The 14,121-nt window shown below is 71.8% G+C and carries 13 protein-coding genes; 5 read left to right on the plus strand and 8 right to left on the minus strand.

Translation table 11 applies throughout. The features are described from left to right. Positions 1–52 precede the first annotated feature (52 nt). The 7 genes from NFX31_RS00545 to NFX31_RS00575 are packed head-to-tail and all read right to left on the minus strand — an operon-like array spanning position 53 to position 6,426. On the minus strand, positions 53–1,171 hold the full coding sequence (locus NFX31_RS00545; RefSeq protein WP_262956436.1) for a hypothetical protein: 1,119 nt from the start codon (positions 1,169–1,171) through the stop codon (positions 53–55). Next, positions 1,165–1,989: a hypothetical protein gene (locus NFX31_RS00550; RefSeq protein ID WP_045248922.1), complete on the minus strand. Its 825-nt coding sequence runs from the start codon at positions 1,987–1,989 to the stop codon at positions 1,165–1,167. Before NFX31_RS00550 ends, NFX31_RS00545 begins: the two co-directional genes overlap by 7 nt. Further along, complete coding sequence (locus tag NFX31_RS00555) at positions 1,986–3,035, minus strand: vWA domain-containing protein (protein WP_262956438.1); 1,050 nt, start codon at positions 3,033–3,035, stop codon at positions 1,986–1,988. Before NFX31_RS00555 ends, NFX31_RS00550 begins: the two co-directional genes overlap by 4 nt. Then, on the minus strand, positions 3,032–4,018 hold the full coding sequence (locus NFX31_RS00560) for a VWA domain-containing protein (protein WP_262956439.1): 987 nt from the start codon (positions 4,016–4,018) through the stop codon (positions 3,032–3,034). Before NFX31_RS00560 ends, NFX31_RS00555 begins: the two co-directional genes overlap by 4 nt. After that, positions 4,009–4,497 carry a hypothetical protein gene (locus NFX31_RS00565; protein WP_045248920.1) on the minus strand — a complete coding sequence of 163 codons (489 nt, stop codon included), beginning with the start codon at positions 4,495–4,497 and terminating at the stop codon, positions 4,009–4,011. The genes NFX31_RS00560 and NFX31_RS00565 overlap by 10 nt, the downstream gene beginning before the upstream one ends. After that, on the minus strand, positions 4,481–5,428 hold the full coding sequence (locus NFX31_RS00570) for a DUF58 domain-containing protein (RefSeq protein ID WP_045248919.1): 948 nt from the start codon (positions 5,426–5,428) through the stop codon (positions 4,481–4,483). The genes NFX31_RS00565 and NFX31_RS00570 overlap by 17 nt, the downstream gene beginning before the upstream one ends. A 32-nt stretch (positions 5,429–5,460) precedes the next feature. Continuing rightward, positions 5,461–6,426 carry an AAA family ATPase gene (locus NFX31_RS00575; RefSeq protein ID WP_262957227.1) on the minus strand — a complete coding sequence of 322 codons (966 nt, stop codon included), beginning with the start codon at positions 6,424–6,426 and terminating at the stop codon, positions 5,461–5,463. Between the two features lie 463 nt (positions 6,427–6,889). On the opposite strand from NFX31_RS00575, the gene NFX31_RS00580 reads away from it, so the two are divergent. Beyond that, complete coding sequence (locus NFX31_RS00580; protein ID WP_091477839.1) at positions 6,890–8,143, plus strand: sensor histidine kinase; 1,254 nt, start codon at positions 6,890–6,892, stop codon at positions 8,141–8,143. Continuing rightward, positions 8,140–8,811: a response regulator gene (locus tag NFX31_RS00585; RefSeq protein WP_091477838.1), complete on the plus strand. Its 672-nt coding sequence runs from the start codon at positions 8,140–8,142 to the stop codon at positions 8,809–8,811. The genes NFX31_RS00580 and NFX31_RS00585 overlap by 4 nt, the downstream gene beginning before the upstream one ends. Positions 8,812–8,820: 9 nt before the next feature. Here the strand turns inward: NFX31_RS00585 and NFX31_RS00590 are convergent, their stop codons facing one another. Next, positions 8,821–9,252: a DUF4190 domain-containing protein gene (locus NFX31_RS00590; protein WP_262956440.1), complete on the minus strand. Its 432-nt coding sequence runs from the start codon at positions 9,250–9,252 to the stop codon at positions 8,821–8,823. Positions 9,253–9,422: 170 nt separating this feature from the next. On the opposite strand from NFX31_RS00590, the gene NFX31_RS00595 reads away from it, so the two are divergent. From NFX31_RS00595 to NFX31_RS00605, 3 genes are all read left to right on the plus strand, one after another. Next, on the plus strand, positions 9,423–10,730 hold the full coding sequence (locus tag NFX31_RS00595) for an acyltransferase family protein (RefSeq protein WP_262956441.1): 1,308 nt from the start codon (positions 9,423–9,425) through the stop codon (positions 10,728–10,730). Between the two features lie 116 nt (positions 10,731–10,846). Next, positions 10,847–11,836, plus strand: a complete 990-nt coding sequence (locus tag NFX31_RS00600; protein ID WP_262956442.1) for an AraC family transcriptional regulator — start codon at positions 10,847–10,849, stop codon at positions 11,834–11,836. 179 nt (positions 11,837–12,015) lie between these two features. Beyond that, a complete protein-coding gene (locus tag NFX31_RS00605; protein WP_262956443.1) occupies positions 12,016–14,121 on the plus strand; it encodes an adenylate/guanylate cyclase domain-containing protein in 2,106 nt (701 codons plus the stop codon).

A 14,121-nucleotide genomic window follows, 5' to 3' on the forward strand; every position in this document is an offset into this window, starting at 1 on the left:
CCCCGCGTCCCGCCGCCCGGTCGCGGTGCCGAAGATGCCGGATCCGGGAGCGTCAGGGGTACTTCGTCAGCGCCTTGGTGAACTCGTCGACCTTCTTCTCGCTCAGCATGTACCGGCCCACGATGGCCAGCTGGAGGCCCTCCAGGGGCTCGCCCGTGCGCTTCGCGGTCTGCTCCCGCGACGCACGGTACTCGCCGGTGGTGTCGTTGGCGAGATCCGTGATGTCGGCGTAGAACCAGCCGGGATCCGGCTCGTCGTCGCTGAACCACTCCCAGTCCACCTGGGTCTCGGGGGTGGCGCCCCCGTACATCTTGGAGATCATCGTCGGGTCCACGCCGCCGGCGGGATCGTTGAACGCCACCATGCCGCGCCAGCCGTGCTGCGCGATCACCGACTCGATAGTGCGCATGACCTCGAGCTTGTGCGCGTACCCGGTCACCGGGGTCGTCGTCGCCCAGGTGTCGGACGTGAACCGCACGAGCATCGACTCCCCGCCGTAGCCGTTGCGCTCCGGGCGCTCCTGGGCGTCGGCGGACTTCACCCACTGCAGTCCGTACTGCGCGGTCAGCTGCGCGCGCACGTCGGCCAGGGTCTCGTCGGCCAGCGCCTGCAGCTGCTCGAGCGACTGCTGGTTCAGGAAGCGGCTCGGCTCCTTGTCCTTGATGCCCGGATACGCCTCCCACAGCCTCTGCTTGTCGGTCTTGTGCCCCGCGTACGAGCCGGTCGCCGCGACCCGCACGGTGCTGAGGGCGCCCATCGTGCCGACGTTGAGCACGAGGGCGATGGTCAGGGCGACGGCCCCGAGCACGCGTCCGGCCCGCGTCACGACCGCGGCGATCGCCAGGCCCAGCACGACGAGCTGCAGCACGAGCATGGTCGGGCTGAAGAAGGCCTCCGCGGCGCCGATCACGAGCAGGATGAGCGCGACGATCACGAATCCGATCCCCGCGGCCAGCGCGATCCAGCCGAGGGTCCTCCGGGTCTTGGTGGGGGCGTCGGCGCCGGGAAGGGGCGGCGCTTCGGCCGGGGCGTCCTGTGGGCGTCCTCCCTCGACGACCCCGTTCGCGCCGAGCAGCGCCCGTCGCGCACCGCGATAGCCGCCCGGGGGCGGGACGGGCGGGGCGCCGGCGGAGTCGGCCACGTACCGGGGCGGGTCGCTGCGCTCTACCATGGCTTGTCCGTCCCGCTGCTGCCTCCGTCGTCGGTGCCGTCCTGTTGGTTCTGCTGACGCTCCTGCTCGCCCTGCTGCAGCTTCTTCTGCAGCTCGTCCAGCTTGCTCTGATCGGGCGTCGGCTGCTGCTGCGGATCCTGTTTCGGATCCTGTCTCGGGTCCTGCGGGCTGCCGGAGTCCTGCTGCTGCTGCTGATCCTGCTGCTTCTGCTGCAGCCGGTCCTTCTGGTCGGTGTTCGACTGGCCCATGTCGCGCTGCGGATCCGGGGACTGCTGCTGCGCCTCCTTGCTGTCGCACTCCTTCGGGCGCTCGGCGTTCACCTGCAGCGCCTCGGCGTAGAACTCCAGGGCGGTGGCGTGGTCCTGCGCGTCGGCGGCGGCATCGCCCTCGCGCTCGAGCACCAGGGCGAGGTTGAACCGCACCGCGCACACCTCGAGACCGTGCGCGAGCGTGAGCGACTCCTCGAACTTCTTCTGCCCGGCGGCGAGCTTGCCGGACTCCGCGAGGCCGACGCCCTGATCGAAGGGGGCCTTGTACGGCTCGAACCAGTTCGCCGGGTTCAGGTTCTCGGCCGCGCTCACGGATCCGGTGTAGTCTCCGGCGACGTACGCGGTGATCGACTGGTAGGCGAAGGCGTAGAGGCTCACCAGCTTCCCGACGAACAGCAGGGCGACGAGGATCAGCGGGAGCGAGGCCCACGCGATCCCGCGGCGCACCAGGAGACGGCGCCGGTTGGAGGCGAGCAGGGCGTGCGCGCCGGCGTCGCCCCGGGCGCCTTCGGCGTCCTCGCTCCGGCGCAGGTTCTCGGTGAGGGTCATGCGTCACCCCCTGCCGGCGGAAGCGCGAGGTGGCGCATCCGCATGATCAGCACCGTGGCGCGGGTGATCTCCGTGCACAGGAGAGCGGCGATGACGAGCGCGAGGATCCAGCTCAGGTCGATCGGCTGGGTGAGCGGATCGTTCTCGCGGTAGGCGGTGGTGGAGGTCGGCGCGGGCGGCAGCTGCAGCTTCGCCTGGGCGGTGCGGTGCGTATAGCCCACGCCGAGCTCGGCGGCGATCTGCTGCAGGTTCTTCTCGTCGATGCGGCTCAGGGCGTCGGATCCCTGGTACTGGATGTAGTCGCCCTTGCCGCTGAAGGCGCCCGTCGTCTCGCGCATCGGCCCGCCCTCGGCGGTGCCGTAGCCGAGCACGGCGCCGCCCGACACGAGCTTCTTCGAGGCGGCGAACGACTCCGGGGCGCTCGACACCGTCTGCTCGCCGTCACCCAGGTAGAACACCATCCGCGCACGATCCGGCGACGCCTTCTGCGCGTTCTGCAGCGTCTGGGCGAGCAGCTGGTTCGCGATGCCGATCGAGCTCCCCTTGGACTGCCGCGTCACCTCGGGCTGGAGCACGTCCACGGCCGAGACGAGGGCGCCGCTGTCGGTCGTGAGCGGCAGGCGCAGCACCGCGTTCGCATCGAACGTGATGAGCGCGAACCGGGCGCCGGGGTACGCCTCCGCGATGCGGCGAACGTCCTCGCGGACGCCGGCCATGCGGGTGCGGTCGCCGGTGGCGCCGGAGGACCCCTGCGCGCCGTCCCAATCCTCGGCGACCATGCTGGCCGTGGTGTCGACCGCGATCACGACGTCGGTCGCCGAGGCGAGGGTGCGCACGTGGCCCCCGGGGATGCCGGGGCGCAGCAGCAGCACGCCGCAGGCCAGGACGAGAAGGATCCGGAGCGCCCACATCACGGGACCGGCGCCGCTCCCGGGGCTGCTGCCTCGGGAGGAGACGCTGCGCACGAGCATCCACACGGCCGCTCCCAGCACGGGCAGCACGAGCAGGACCGCCAGGAACGGCGCGATGACGGGCTGGAGGATCACAGGCGCACCCTCCACAGCAGCACGACGAAGCCGAGCGCGACCACGATGAGCGCCGCGATCCACAGCTGCGGCACGTCGGTCCAGATCACCGTCGCCTGCCCCTTCAGCTGCGACGCCTCCTGCTTCTGCACCTGCGCGACGATGTCACCGACGGTCGTCGTCTCGCGCAGGGCGTAGGCCTTGCCGCCGGTCGTGGCCGCCGCCTCCGAGAGCCCCGTGCTGTTCGGCTGGTCGATGCCGTCCACCGGGTTGATCGTGTAGATCCGGATCTTCTTGGACGCCGCGTAGTCGGCCGCCTCCCCGAGCGTGACGATCGGGGATCCGTTCAGCTCGTTGTCGGTGGCGAGGATGATCGAGCGGGCGCGCTGCTGGTCGGCATGGTCGAAGCGCATCACGCAGGACGCGAGGCCGTCGCCGATGAGCGAGGCGCCCACGCCGTTCATCGTGCCGACCCACTGCTCCGGCACGTCGGTCGAGTAGTCGAAGCCCTTCATCAGGCTGCGCAGGTGCTCCTGGATGAACGCGTAGTCGTCCGTCAGGGGGAAGACCTGCACGGCCGAGCTGTTGAAGATCGTCAGCCCGACGCGCTCGCCCTTGAACCCGTCGGCGAGCTTGTCGAAGATCGAGACGATCTCCTTGTCGACGTCGGTCATGGATCCGGAGACGTCCAGACAGAGCATGATGTCGCGGTTGGTGGACACCGGCTGGATCGTCTTCTGCGCCACCGGGCGGGCGGCGACCACCCCGCCGAGCACGACCGCGAGCACCCCCAGGGCCACGATGCCGGCGAGGGCGGCCTGGCGTCGGCGCACCGCCCGGCGGAACGCGGGGAGCGCCCTGATGCGCTCCGCACGCGCGATGGGCGCGCCGGGTCCGGCGGAACCGCCGCCGCGCCCGCGCATCCCGAGCAGCACGCCGAGCGCGATCGCGAGGAGCAGGACTCCGGTGACCGCGAGCAGGATCCAGACGTTCGCTAGTACCACGTGGTCACCACCGTACGGGCGGCCTCGGCGCCGACCAGGGGGTCGACCGGGGCGGTGCGCCGGAAGATGCTCGGGTAGTAGTTGCGGCCGATCGCGTCGATGAGGGCGGGGTGCACACCCAGGCGCACCAGATCGTCGAGGGCGAGGACGGGCGCCTCGATGCCGCTGTACTCGTTCACGAACCCGCGCACCGTGCGGCTGAGGTCGAGGTTCGCGCGGCGCGCGTCGAGCAGGCCGGCACGGTAGTCGGCCTCGATCTGCGCGATCGTGCCCAGGTACTCCTGACGCAGCACCGTGGCGACGTCGGCCGCGAGCATCGGCGCGGCGGCGGGAGCGGTGAAGGCGACGGCGCGCCGCGGACGGGTCAGCACCACGACCAGCCACGCGGCTGCGGCGAGCAGCACGAGCACGCCGATCGCGAGGAGGATCCAGCCCCAGCCGTACTGGGCGGGAGGATAGAGCTCATCCGTGCCGGACATGCGACCTCGCATCCAGCATCGCGAGCAGCTCGCCCACGGCCGCGTCCTGTGCAGCGAGGGCGACGTGCGTGATCTCCAGGCGGCGCAGCAGCGTGTCCGTGTGCGCGGCGTCGGCGGCGTCGACGGCGTGCAGCTCGCCGGCGAGCTCGGCATCGCCCTGCAGGAACTCGGGGATCGCCCAGTGCGAGGCGACGTCGCGGCGGGCGCGCTGAGGCGACGCCGGCAGGTCGGCGGCCGCGCGGGCGCGGCGCCCGGCACCGGTGCCCGTCCTCGAGGGGTCGAGCACCGGCTCCGCGTCGCGCAGAGTGATCCACAGCACGTCGTGCTGCACGCGCAGGCGCCGCAGCAGCCGTTCCGTCTCGGCGCCGACGGGGGCGTCGTCGGTCAGCACCACGACGATCATGCGGCGCGCGATCGTGCGCGCGACGTACGAGAGCAGGGCATCGCGATCGGAGGGCGCCGACGCCTCGTCGACCGCCCGGTCGATCCGTCGCAACGTGTGCTCGAGGGCGGCCTCGCTGCGGCCGATCTCGCGACGGCGCACCCCGGAGGAGTCGCCGTCGACGAGGCAGAAGTCGTCGCCGTGCCGGAGGGCGAGCAGGCCCAGCACGCCGACCGTGAGGATCGCCAGCTCCTTCTTCGGCCTCTCGTCGTATGCGAGGGCGGCCATCGAGAGCCCGGTGTCGACGACGAACAGCACGGTGTGCATGCGGGTGGCCAACGACCGTCGCACCACAGGGGATCCGAGCCTCGCCGTCGCCTTCCAGTCGATGTCGCGGATCTGGTCGCCGTACTCGTAGGCGCGCAGGTCGTCGAAGTCGAGGCTGTGCCCGCGCAGCAGCGACGCGTACGCGCCGTCGAGCGCGTGCGTCGACTTGCGCGTGGAGTCGATGAAGAGCTTGCCTTTCACCGGCGTCAGCAGGCTGGCCATGATGTCCTCCCGTCCCCGAGTCGGTCGAGGGGTCAGGGGGTGGGCACGGCGCCGAACACGGCGTCGATGATGTCTTCGCTGCGCACGTTCTCGGCCTCCGCCTCGAACGTCAGCAGCACGCGGTGGCGCAGCACCAAGTGGCGCAGGTTGCGCACGTCCTCGGGGATCACGTACGCGCGGCCGGCGAGGAGGGCGAGCGCACGCGACGCCTGCAGGAACGCGATCGAGCCGCGCGGGCTCGCGCCGTACTTGATGTACCCGCCGAGCGTCTCGCCGATGTACGGCACCGGGTTCCTGGTGACGTAGACGAGCGAGACGATGTAGTTGCGGATCGCCGGATCCACGTACACCCGCGACGAGATGTCCTGCAGCAGCTCGACGTCGGCGAGGGAGATGGTGGTCTCGGCGTGACGGTCGGGATCGAGCGCGCCGGAGTCGATGCGCGCGAGCACCTCGAGCTCGTCGGCCGGGCTCGGGTACTCCACGATCTCCTTGAGCAGGAAGCGGTCCATCTGCGCCTCAGGGAGCTCGTACGTGCCCTCCTGCTCGATCGGGTTCTGCGTGGCGATCACGAGGAACGGCCGCGGGACCTTGTGGATCTCCCCGCCGATCGTGGTCTGCCGCTCCTGCATCGCCTCGAGCATCGCCGACTGCGTCTTGGCGCTGGAGCGGTTGATCTCGTCGAGCAGCACGAAGTTCGCGTGCACGGGGCCGAGCACGGTGCGGAAGGATCCGCTGGCCGCGTCGTAGATCTGCGTGCCGGTGATGTCGCTGGGCAGCAGGTCCGGGGTGCACTGGATCCGCTTGAAGTCCGCCTTGACGGTGTCGGCGAGGGTGCTCGCCGCAGTCGTCTTGGCGAGACCCGGCACCGACTCGAGCAGGATGTGCCCGCCGGCCATGAGTGCGAGCAGCAGGCTGGTGCGCAGGCGCTCCTGGCCGACCATGCGCGCCGAGTAGGCCTTCGAGACGATGTCGAGGATCTCGCGGGCGCGCGCCATCTCCGCCTCGGTCGGCGCGGCCTTAGCCTCCGCGGGCGCCGTGGGCGCGGGTGCGCTCGTCGGCGCAGCCGGGGCGGATGCTGCAGGAGCCGCGGGCGCAGCGGGGGCTGCGGGGGCCGTGGCGGCCTGCTCGCGGCGGGTGCTCGGCGCGGGCGGCATCGGCGGCGCCGGCGGGATGCTCGGCGGCGGGGTCACCGTGTTCGCGGGCGGAGGCGGCGTCTGTGCGGCGAACGTCTGCGCGTCGTTGTCCTGGCTCACGTGCGGCTTCCCCCTGCTCCCGGTGCGCGTTCCGACCGCGCACCTCTGCCAGCGTAACCGCCGTCAACGGTCGTGCCGCCTGCCCCGCATGGGCAGAACTCCCCATGCGGGGCAGGCGCCGACACTGATACTGCGGGGTGACGCGCGCACCGGCGGAGGGACGTAGCGTGGATCCGTCGGCACGCGATCGTGGAGAGGAGCCGTCATGTCCGTCGGCCTTCCGCAGGATCTCCGGGGTTCGGCGCTGCGGCGCCGGCTCGGGATCCTGCCGCCGCGCGTCGCGCCGGGCCGCGCCAACCTGGCGATCTGGGCGTTCGCGATCGTGTGCGCCCTCGCCCAGCTCGCGGTCGCCGCGTCGCTCGGCGTCGCCCTCTACCGGATCCCGGTCGCCGCGGCCCTGATCCTCTCCCTCGTGCAGGCCGTCGCGATCGTGCTCGCGCTGTTCGCACCGGCCTGGGCGACCGTGCTCGCGCTGATCGCCGGGAACGCGCTCGCCGGCCTGGCCGCCGTGGTGCCCGAGGCCCCGTGGCCGATCGCGGCGTCGACGATCGTGGCGAACGCGCTGGTGTGGATCGGGGTGGCCCTGCGGGCGCGCTGGTGGATGCCCGTCGGCGGGTGGGCGTTCAGCGTGCTCAGCGCGGTGATGGTCGCCGTGGATTCGCCGGTCCGGTCCGACGACGGTGCGGCGATCGCCGATCTCATCGTGTTCGCGGCGGTCACTCTCGGCGCCGTGCTGATCGGACTCGGCGTCCGCAACTGGTCGCTGCTGCGCGCGCAGCTGCGGGCCGAGCGCGCCGCGACGGCCGTGGAGCTCGCCCGCCGTGAAGCCGTGGAGGACAAGGCGCGGATCGCCCGCGAGCTGCACGACGTGGTCGCGCACGGCATGTCGGCGATCCAGGTGCGCGCGGCGAGTGCGAGATACCGGATCCCGGACCTCCCCGAGGAAGCCGCCGCGGAGTTCGACGAGGTCGCCGCCACCGCGCGGTCGGCGATGAAGGAGATGCGCGTGATCCTCGGGCTGCTCCGCGACGAGGAGGGGGACGTCGAGCACGCGCCGCAGCCGGGGCTCGCCGACATCCCCGCGCTTCTCGCGCGAGCGGGTGACCTCGGCCCGGTGTCCGAGCGCGGATCGTGGCAGCTCACGGAGCAGGAGCAGCAGGATCCGATCCTCGGCCTTGCGGCGTACCGGGTGGTGCAGGAGGGGCTGAGCAACGTCGCCCGGCACGCCCCCGGCGCCGCCGCGGAGGTGGTGTGGACGCAGACGCCCGCACAGCTCGGGATCGGCATCCGCAACGCGGCGCCGACCGGGCCCGCGGCCCCCCGTGCGGAGAGCGGCGGTCACGGCCTGCGCGGCATGCGCGAACGCCTGGCGACGATGGGCGGCGCGGTCGAGGCCCGACCGCGGGACGACGGCGGATTCGCGCTGCAGGTGCGGATCCCGAGGGAGGGACGGGCATGACGACGGTGCTGATCGTCGATGATCAGGCGATGCTGCGCGCGGGGTTCTCCGCGATCCTGCAGGCGCAGGACGGGATCGACGTGATCGGGCAGGCCGCGGACGGAGCGGAGGGCGTGGACGAGGCGCGCCGGCTGCGCCCCGACGTGGTGCTGATGGATGTGCGGATGCCGAATCTCGACGGCATCGAGGCGACCCGGCGCATCCTCGCCGCCGCGGAGCGCGACGGGCGCCCCGCCCCGGCCGTCCTGGTGCTGACGACGTTCGACGCGGACGAGTACGTGCACGAGGCGCTGCGGGCGGGGGCGAGCGGATTCCTGCTCAAGGACGCGCTCCCGGAGGAGCTCGTCCAGGCCGTGCGCGTCGTGGCGTCGGGCGACGCGCTCCTCGCCCCGCGCATCACCCGGCGGCTGCTGGAACGGTTCGCCGAGAGCCGGCCGCGGACCGGCGGTGCGGAGCTGCGGCTGAAGGGGCTCACCGAGCGCGAGCACGAGATCCTCGTGCTGATCGGGCGCGGTCTGTCGAACCGGGAGATCGCGAGCTCCCTCTTCCTCGCGGAGCAGACCGTGAAGACGCATGTCAGCCGGGTGTTCGCCAAGCTCGGCCTGCGCGACCGTGTGCAGGCGGTGATCCTGGCGTACGACGCCGGCCTGGTGGCGCCGGCGGGGTGAGACCCCGGCTCAGCTCGTCGTCTGCGAGACCGCGATCCCGAACGCGGAGAGGCCGACGACGAGGAGCACGACCAGCAGGATCCCCCACACGACGAGGATCAGACCGGAGATGACCACGCCGGCGACGGCCATGCCGCGTCCCGCGGGCTCGCGGCGCAGGCCCACGATCCCCAGGATCAGGGCCGTGATGGGCAGCAGGAACGTGAACCCGAAGACGACCGAGATCAGCGCCAGCACCATCGAGGCGATGCTCAGTCCCTTGGGCTCCGGCGCGGGCAGGTAGCCCGGCATCGGGGAGTACGGCTGTCCGCCGGCGGGGTTCTGCGCCAGGGGATACGGCTGCGGGTTCTGCGCCGCCGGATGCGGCTGCGGCCCCGGCTGCGGGTTCTGCGCCGCGGGATGCGGCTGGGGCCCCGGCTGCGGGTTCTGCGGATAGGTCATGACGCCCCCTCGGTCTGCGCGTCGCTGTGCGCCCCTCCTTCCTAGCGCAGTCGCGTGGCCGGCGGGGAACGTCGCGCACCCGCGGCAGCGACGGGTGATACCGCGGTAGGGGGTGGATCCGGCTCCGCAGCGGGATGCGGCCACCGAGACCCGGCCGCGACCGTGGGGACATGGCACTGATCACCCCCGCTCTCGACTCCGCGCCGGTGCGTTCCGCGCGCACCGCCCTTCCGGTCGCGGCGCCGGCGCGTTCCGCCCGGGACACGTCCGTCGACGCCGTGCGCGCCCTCCTGCTCGGCGTCGTGGTGCTGCTGCACGCGCTCATGGTCGGCGTCAGCGTCGCCGCCGACGGCTCGCCCGTCCTGCGCAACGCCATGGAGGGCTGGGACGGCTTCGCCCCGCTCACCTGGATCCTGCAGATCATGCCGCTGTTCTTCGTGCTCGGCGGCTTCGCCTCGTACACCCAGTGGACCCGGCAGCGCGCACGCGGAGCGACGGCGGGCGCCTACGTCGCGGGGCGGGTGCGCCGGCTGCTGCTCCCCGCCGCCGGAGCGATCGTCGCGTCCGCCGTGCTGCTGGCGGGCCTCGTGGTCGCGGGCGTCCCTGCGGAGATCGTGGCGACGGCCGGCTTCCGGATCAGCCAGCCGCTCTGGTTCCTCGGCGTGTATCTCGGCTGCTCCGCGCTCGTGCCGATGATGGTGCGCCTGCACGAGCGCCACCGGATCGCGACGTTCGCCGCGCTCGCCGCAGGCGTCGTCGCGGTCGACATCGTTCGCGGTGCGTCCGGACTCGCGGGCATCGGCCTGCTGAACATGGCGTTCGTGTGGCTGCTCCTGCAGCAGCTCGGGTTCGCGGTGGCGGACGGATCGCTCGACCGCCTCCGGCGCGGAACCCTGCTCGCGGTTGCCGCGGGGGCCGTCGGGGTCGCCGCAGTGCTGATCCTCACCGGCGCGGCGCCGAGCAACCTCATCGACGCGCTGAACCCGCCGATGGCGATCCTCGTGGTGGCGGGCGTCGCGCAGACGGCGCTGTTCCTCGTCCTGCGGCCGCGGCTGCGCGTCGTCGCGGCGGGTGCGCGCACGTCGGCCGTGATCTCCTGGGTGAACGCCCGTGCGATGACGATCTACTCCTGGCACATGCTCGTGGTGATCGTGCTGGCCGGGATCCTGCTGCTCTCGCAGGCCGCTCTCCCGACACCGCTCAGCGCGGCCTGGTGGGCGAGCCGCCCGCTGTGGTTCGCCGCCGTGCTCGCCGCCGTGGCGCTCGTCGTCGCCGTGAGCGGGCGGCGCGAGGCGGCGCGCGAGTCCGCCGTGCCGCCGCTCGGCCGCGGCCGCGGGGCCGGGTCGGCGCTGGTGGGTGCCGCCGGGGTCGTGACCATCCTCGTCACCGGATCCTCGCCGTCGGGCTGGGTCGTCGGCGCAGCGCTCGTGCTCGCCGCGCTCCGGCTCGCGGGCGCCGCGCGCCGCCCTAGTGCCTGAGCGGGCGGAGCCCTGGCTCCAGAGCGAGTCATGCACACCGGTTCCGGAGCGCGCGAGTCGAACGGCCGCTGCGCGGAATGCCGGAATCCTCGGGCGCTACGCTTCCGGCAGGGGAGGTGACGACGGAGGGCGATGCGGGGATGACGGTGGACCACGCCATGCGGGAACGGCGCGACCGCTTCGAAGGCGGAGCGCTGTTCATCGGCCCCGAAGGGCTCGAGGGGCTGTCGGTGTCGTCGCGCATGTCGAGCCCCCGGCCGCACCACCACCGCACCCTCGTCGCCACGACGACGTTCGGCGAGATGTTCGCGACGCGGATCCGCTCCCGGCACCTGCACGCCGAGCGCTCCCGCGATCGCCTCGACGATCCGTATGCGGGCTATGCGCAGCTGGGCTTCGTGCTGTCGGGACGCATGCAGATCGAGCAGGGCGGACGGCAGAGTGCGATCGCACCCGGCTCGGTGAGCGTGCTCGTGGGCAGCCTGCCGTTCCGCACCCGGATCGACGACGAAGCGGAATCCATCCAGCTCTACGTGCCGCTGCGCCTGATGCGCGCCCACGGCTACGCGCCCGAGAGCTGGGCCGGTCTCACCTGGGGCGCGACCCCTTCGGCGATCGCGCTCCACGAGCTCCTGCGCACGGTGACGAGCGGGACGAACCCGGTGCCCGCGACCTCGGCCACCCACGTCGGGCACGCTCTGCGAGAGCTCGCGCTCGCCGTGCTGCACGAGGCGGCCGATCGCGTGCACGCCGGATACGACGCCAGGGCGATGTACCGCGAACGGGCGCAGGCCGTGATCGCCGACCGGTTCGCCGATCCGTCGTTCGACGTGGCCGCGCTCGCCGAAGAGCTTCGTGTGAGCCCGCGCTATCTGCACGCCCTCTTCCACGGGGAGGATCTGAGCGCGGGGGCGCAGCTGCGCGCCACCCGGATCCGGCATGCCGCGACGCTCCTCGCCGGGGTGCGCACCCGGGACCTGACCATCGCCGAGGTCGCGCGGCTCAGCGGGTTCGGCGGCGATGACCAGTTCGCGCGGGCGTTCCGCCGGGCGCACGGGATCACCCCCTCGCAGTACCGCGCGCAGCACCGGTCCGCCGCGCACTGAGCAGATCCGACCTTTCGTGCAGCAGCCGCGAAGGGGCTCTTCCGTCCACACCGGTATATCGGTACGGTGCGAGTGCCACAGCGTGGCTGCCGGAGTCGTGCTCGAGCACTCGTGCTCACAAAGGGGGGCGGATGGACGTCGATGGTTCGCATGCGGAGCGCCGGTCGAGGGGTCGGCGCGTGAGACCGGGGCTGAGCATCCAGTCGAAGCTGCTGATCATGCTGCTGGGCGTGAGCCTGGTGTCGGCGCTCATCATCGGCGCCGTCGGATTCGTCAACGGGCGCAGCTCGCTGCACGCGAGCTCGATCGATCAGCTCACGACGATCCGCGAGATGCGCACGCACGAGATGAAGGTCGCGCTGGAGGACGTGAAGCGCACAGCGTCCCTGAACTCGCGCAACCTCAGCGCGCAGAACATGTCGAAAGCGCTCAACGACGGCTTCGACCAGCTCCAGGGCGCCGCATTGGACGCCAACCAGTCCGCCGCCCTCGACGGCTATCACGCGCACACCTTCGTGCCCGCGTTGGAGAAGCGCACCGGCGATGCCTACGGCGAGCACGCCTTCATCCCGGAGTCGGCCGCCGGACGGTGGCTCCAGGCGCACTACACGATCCGCAACACCACCCTCGACGACGCCGGCTACGAGGCGAACCTGAAGAACGACGACGCCGGAGACGGATCCGCCTACTCCGCGGCCGCGGTGCGCTACGGCGACTACTTCTCCCGCCTCATCAACCAGGCGGGCTACGAGGACGCGCTGCTGCTCAACCTCCAAGGCGACGTGGTCTTCACCGGCTACAAGGGCGTCGAACTCGGCACCAACCTCGACACGGGGCCCTTCCGGGACTCGAAGCTCGCCGACGCCTATCGCGAGGCCATCGCGACGAACTCCGTGGACGCGGTGGTCATGACCGACTTCGAGCGCTGGACGCCGTCGCTGGGCACGCCGTCGATGTGGATCGTCTCGCCGGTCGGCAACGACTCCGGGATCACCGGAGCGCTCGCGCTCCAGGTGTCCTTGAGCTTCGTGAACAACGTCATGACCGGACAGAACGATTGGAAGGGCCAGGGGCTCGGCCGCACCGGCGAGGTGTATCTCGTCGGCCGCGACGGACTCATGCGCAGCACCTCGCGCGAGATCGTGGAGCACCCGAAGCAGTACGCGCAGGACGTGGTCGACCACGGGACGTCGCCGTCCGTCGCCAAACGCGCGGCCGAGGTCAAGGGCACGGTGCTGATCCAGCCGATCACGGGCGACGCGGTGTCCCGGGCGCAGAGCGGAAAGAGCGGCACGCTGGAAGGATCCGACTACATCAGCGGATCGAGCGTCGTCAGCTACGGACCCCTCGAGGTCGACGACCTGGACTGGATCGTGATCGCGCGGATCGACTCCTCCGAGGCGTTCGCGCCGGTCGACGACTTCACCCGGATCGTGCTGATCTCGCTGCTCGGGATCATGCTCGTCGTGGCGCTGTTGTCACTCCTGCTCGCCCAGGTGTTCACGCGCCCCATCCACCGCCTGGTCGGCGCGGTGCACCGGGTGGCCGAGGGTGATCTGGACGTTCAGGTTCCCGCCGGATCCCGCGACGAGTTCGGCGATCTCGGCAGCGCCTTCAACGACATGGCGTCGAGCCTGCGGATCAAGCAGCAGCTCATCGACGATCAGCGCGCCGAGAACGAGAAGCTCCTGCACACCCTCATGCCGCAGAGCGTGGCCGAGCGCTACAAGCAGGGCGATGAGGCGATCACCGAGGCGCACGACGACGTCTCGGTCGTCTTCGCCGAGCTCATCGGGTTCGAGGAGCACGGCCGCACCGTCAGCGCCGAGGAGGAGATCGCGCAGCTGAACGCGCTCATGCGCGGCTTCGACGAGGCGGCCGAGAAGGCGGGCGTCGAGAAGGTGCGCACGCTGCATGGGGGCTACCTCGCCTCGTCGGGGCTGGTCGTGCCGCGCGTGGACAACGTGCGCCGCGCAGTGGAGTTCGCCACCAGCCTGCGCGATGTGCTCGATCGCTTCAACGCGCAGTACGGCACGGCGATCGGGTTGCGCGCGGGCGTCGACTCCGGATCGGTGACGAGTGGCCTGGTCGCCCGCACCTCCCTCGCCTACGACCTGTGGGGCGACGCCGTGAACCTCGCCTACCGCGTGCGCTCGGTCTCCGGGGATCCGGGGATCTACGTCAGCCAGCGGGTGCACGAGCGCACCTCGGAGCTGATCGACTACACCGAAGCGGGCACGGTCGAGGTGCGGGGCAAGGCCGAGACCGTGTGGAAGGTCGCCTGA

It is taken from the genome of Microbacterium azadirachtae (genome assembly GCF_025583665.1).
Taxonomy (GTDB): Bacteria; Actinomycetota; Actinomycetes; order Actinomycetales; family Microbacteriaceae; genus Microbacterium; species Microbacterium azadirachtae.

Bases quoted from the DNA above. Each gene is read 5' to 3' on its own strand.
- NFX31_RS00545 (WP_262956436.1), bottom strand. From the start codon at position 1,171: ATGGTAGAGCGCAGCGACCCGCCCCGGTACGTGGCCGACTCCGCCGGC.
- NFX31_RS00550 (WP_045248922.1), bottom strand. From the start codon at position 1,989: ATGACCCTCACCGAGAACCTGCGCCGGAGCGAGGACGCCGAAGGCGCC.
- NFX31_RS00565 (WP_045248920.1), bottom strand. From the start codon at position 4,497: ATGTCCGGCACGGATGAGCTCTATCCTCCCGCCCAGTACGGCTGGGGC.
- NFX31_RS00570 (WP_045248919.1), bottom strand. From the start codon at position 5,428: ATGGCCAGCCTGCTGACGCCGGTGAAAGGCAAGCTCTTCATCGACTCC.
- NFX31_RS00575 (WP_262957227.1), bottom strand. From the start codon at position 6,426: ATGGCGCGCGCCCGCGAGATCCTCGACATCGTCTCGAAGGCCTACTCG.
- NFX31_RS00580 (WP_091477839.1), top strand. From the start codon at position 6,890: ATGTCCGTCGGCCTTCCGCAGGATCTCCGGGGTTCGGCGCTGCGGCGC.
- NFX31_RS00585 (WP_091477838.1), top strand. From the start codon at position 8,140: ATGACGACGGTGCTGATCGTCGATGATCAGGCGATGCTGCGCGCGGGG.
- NFX31_RS00590 (WP_262956440.1), bottom strand. From the start codon at position 9,252: ATGACCTATCCGCAGAACCCGCAGCCGGGGCCCCAGCCGCATCCCGCG.
- NFX31_RS00595 (WP_262956441.1), top strand. From the start codon at position 9,423: ATGGCACTGATCACCCCCGCTCTCGACTCCGCGCCGGTGCGTTCCGCG.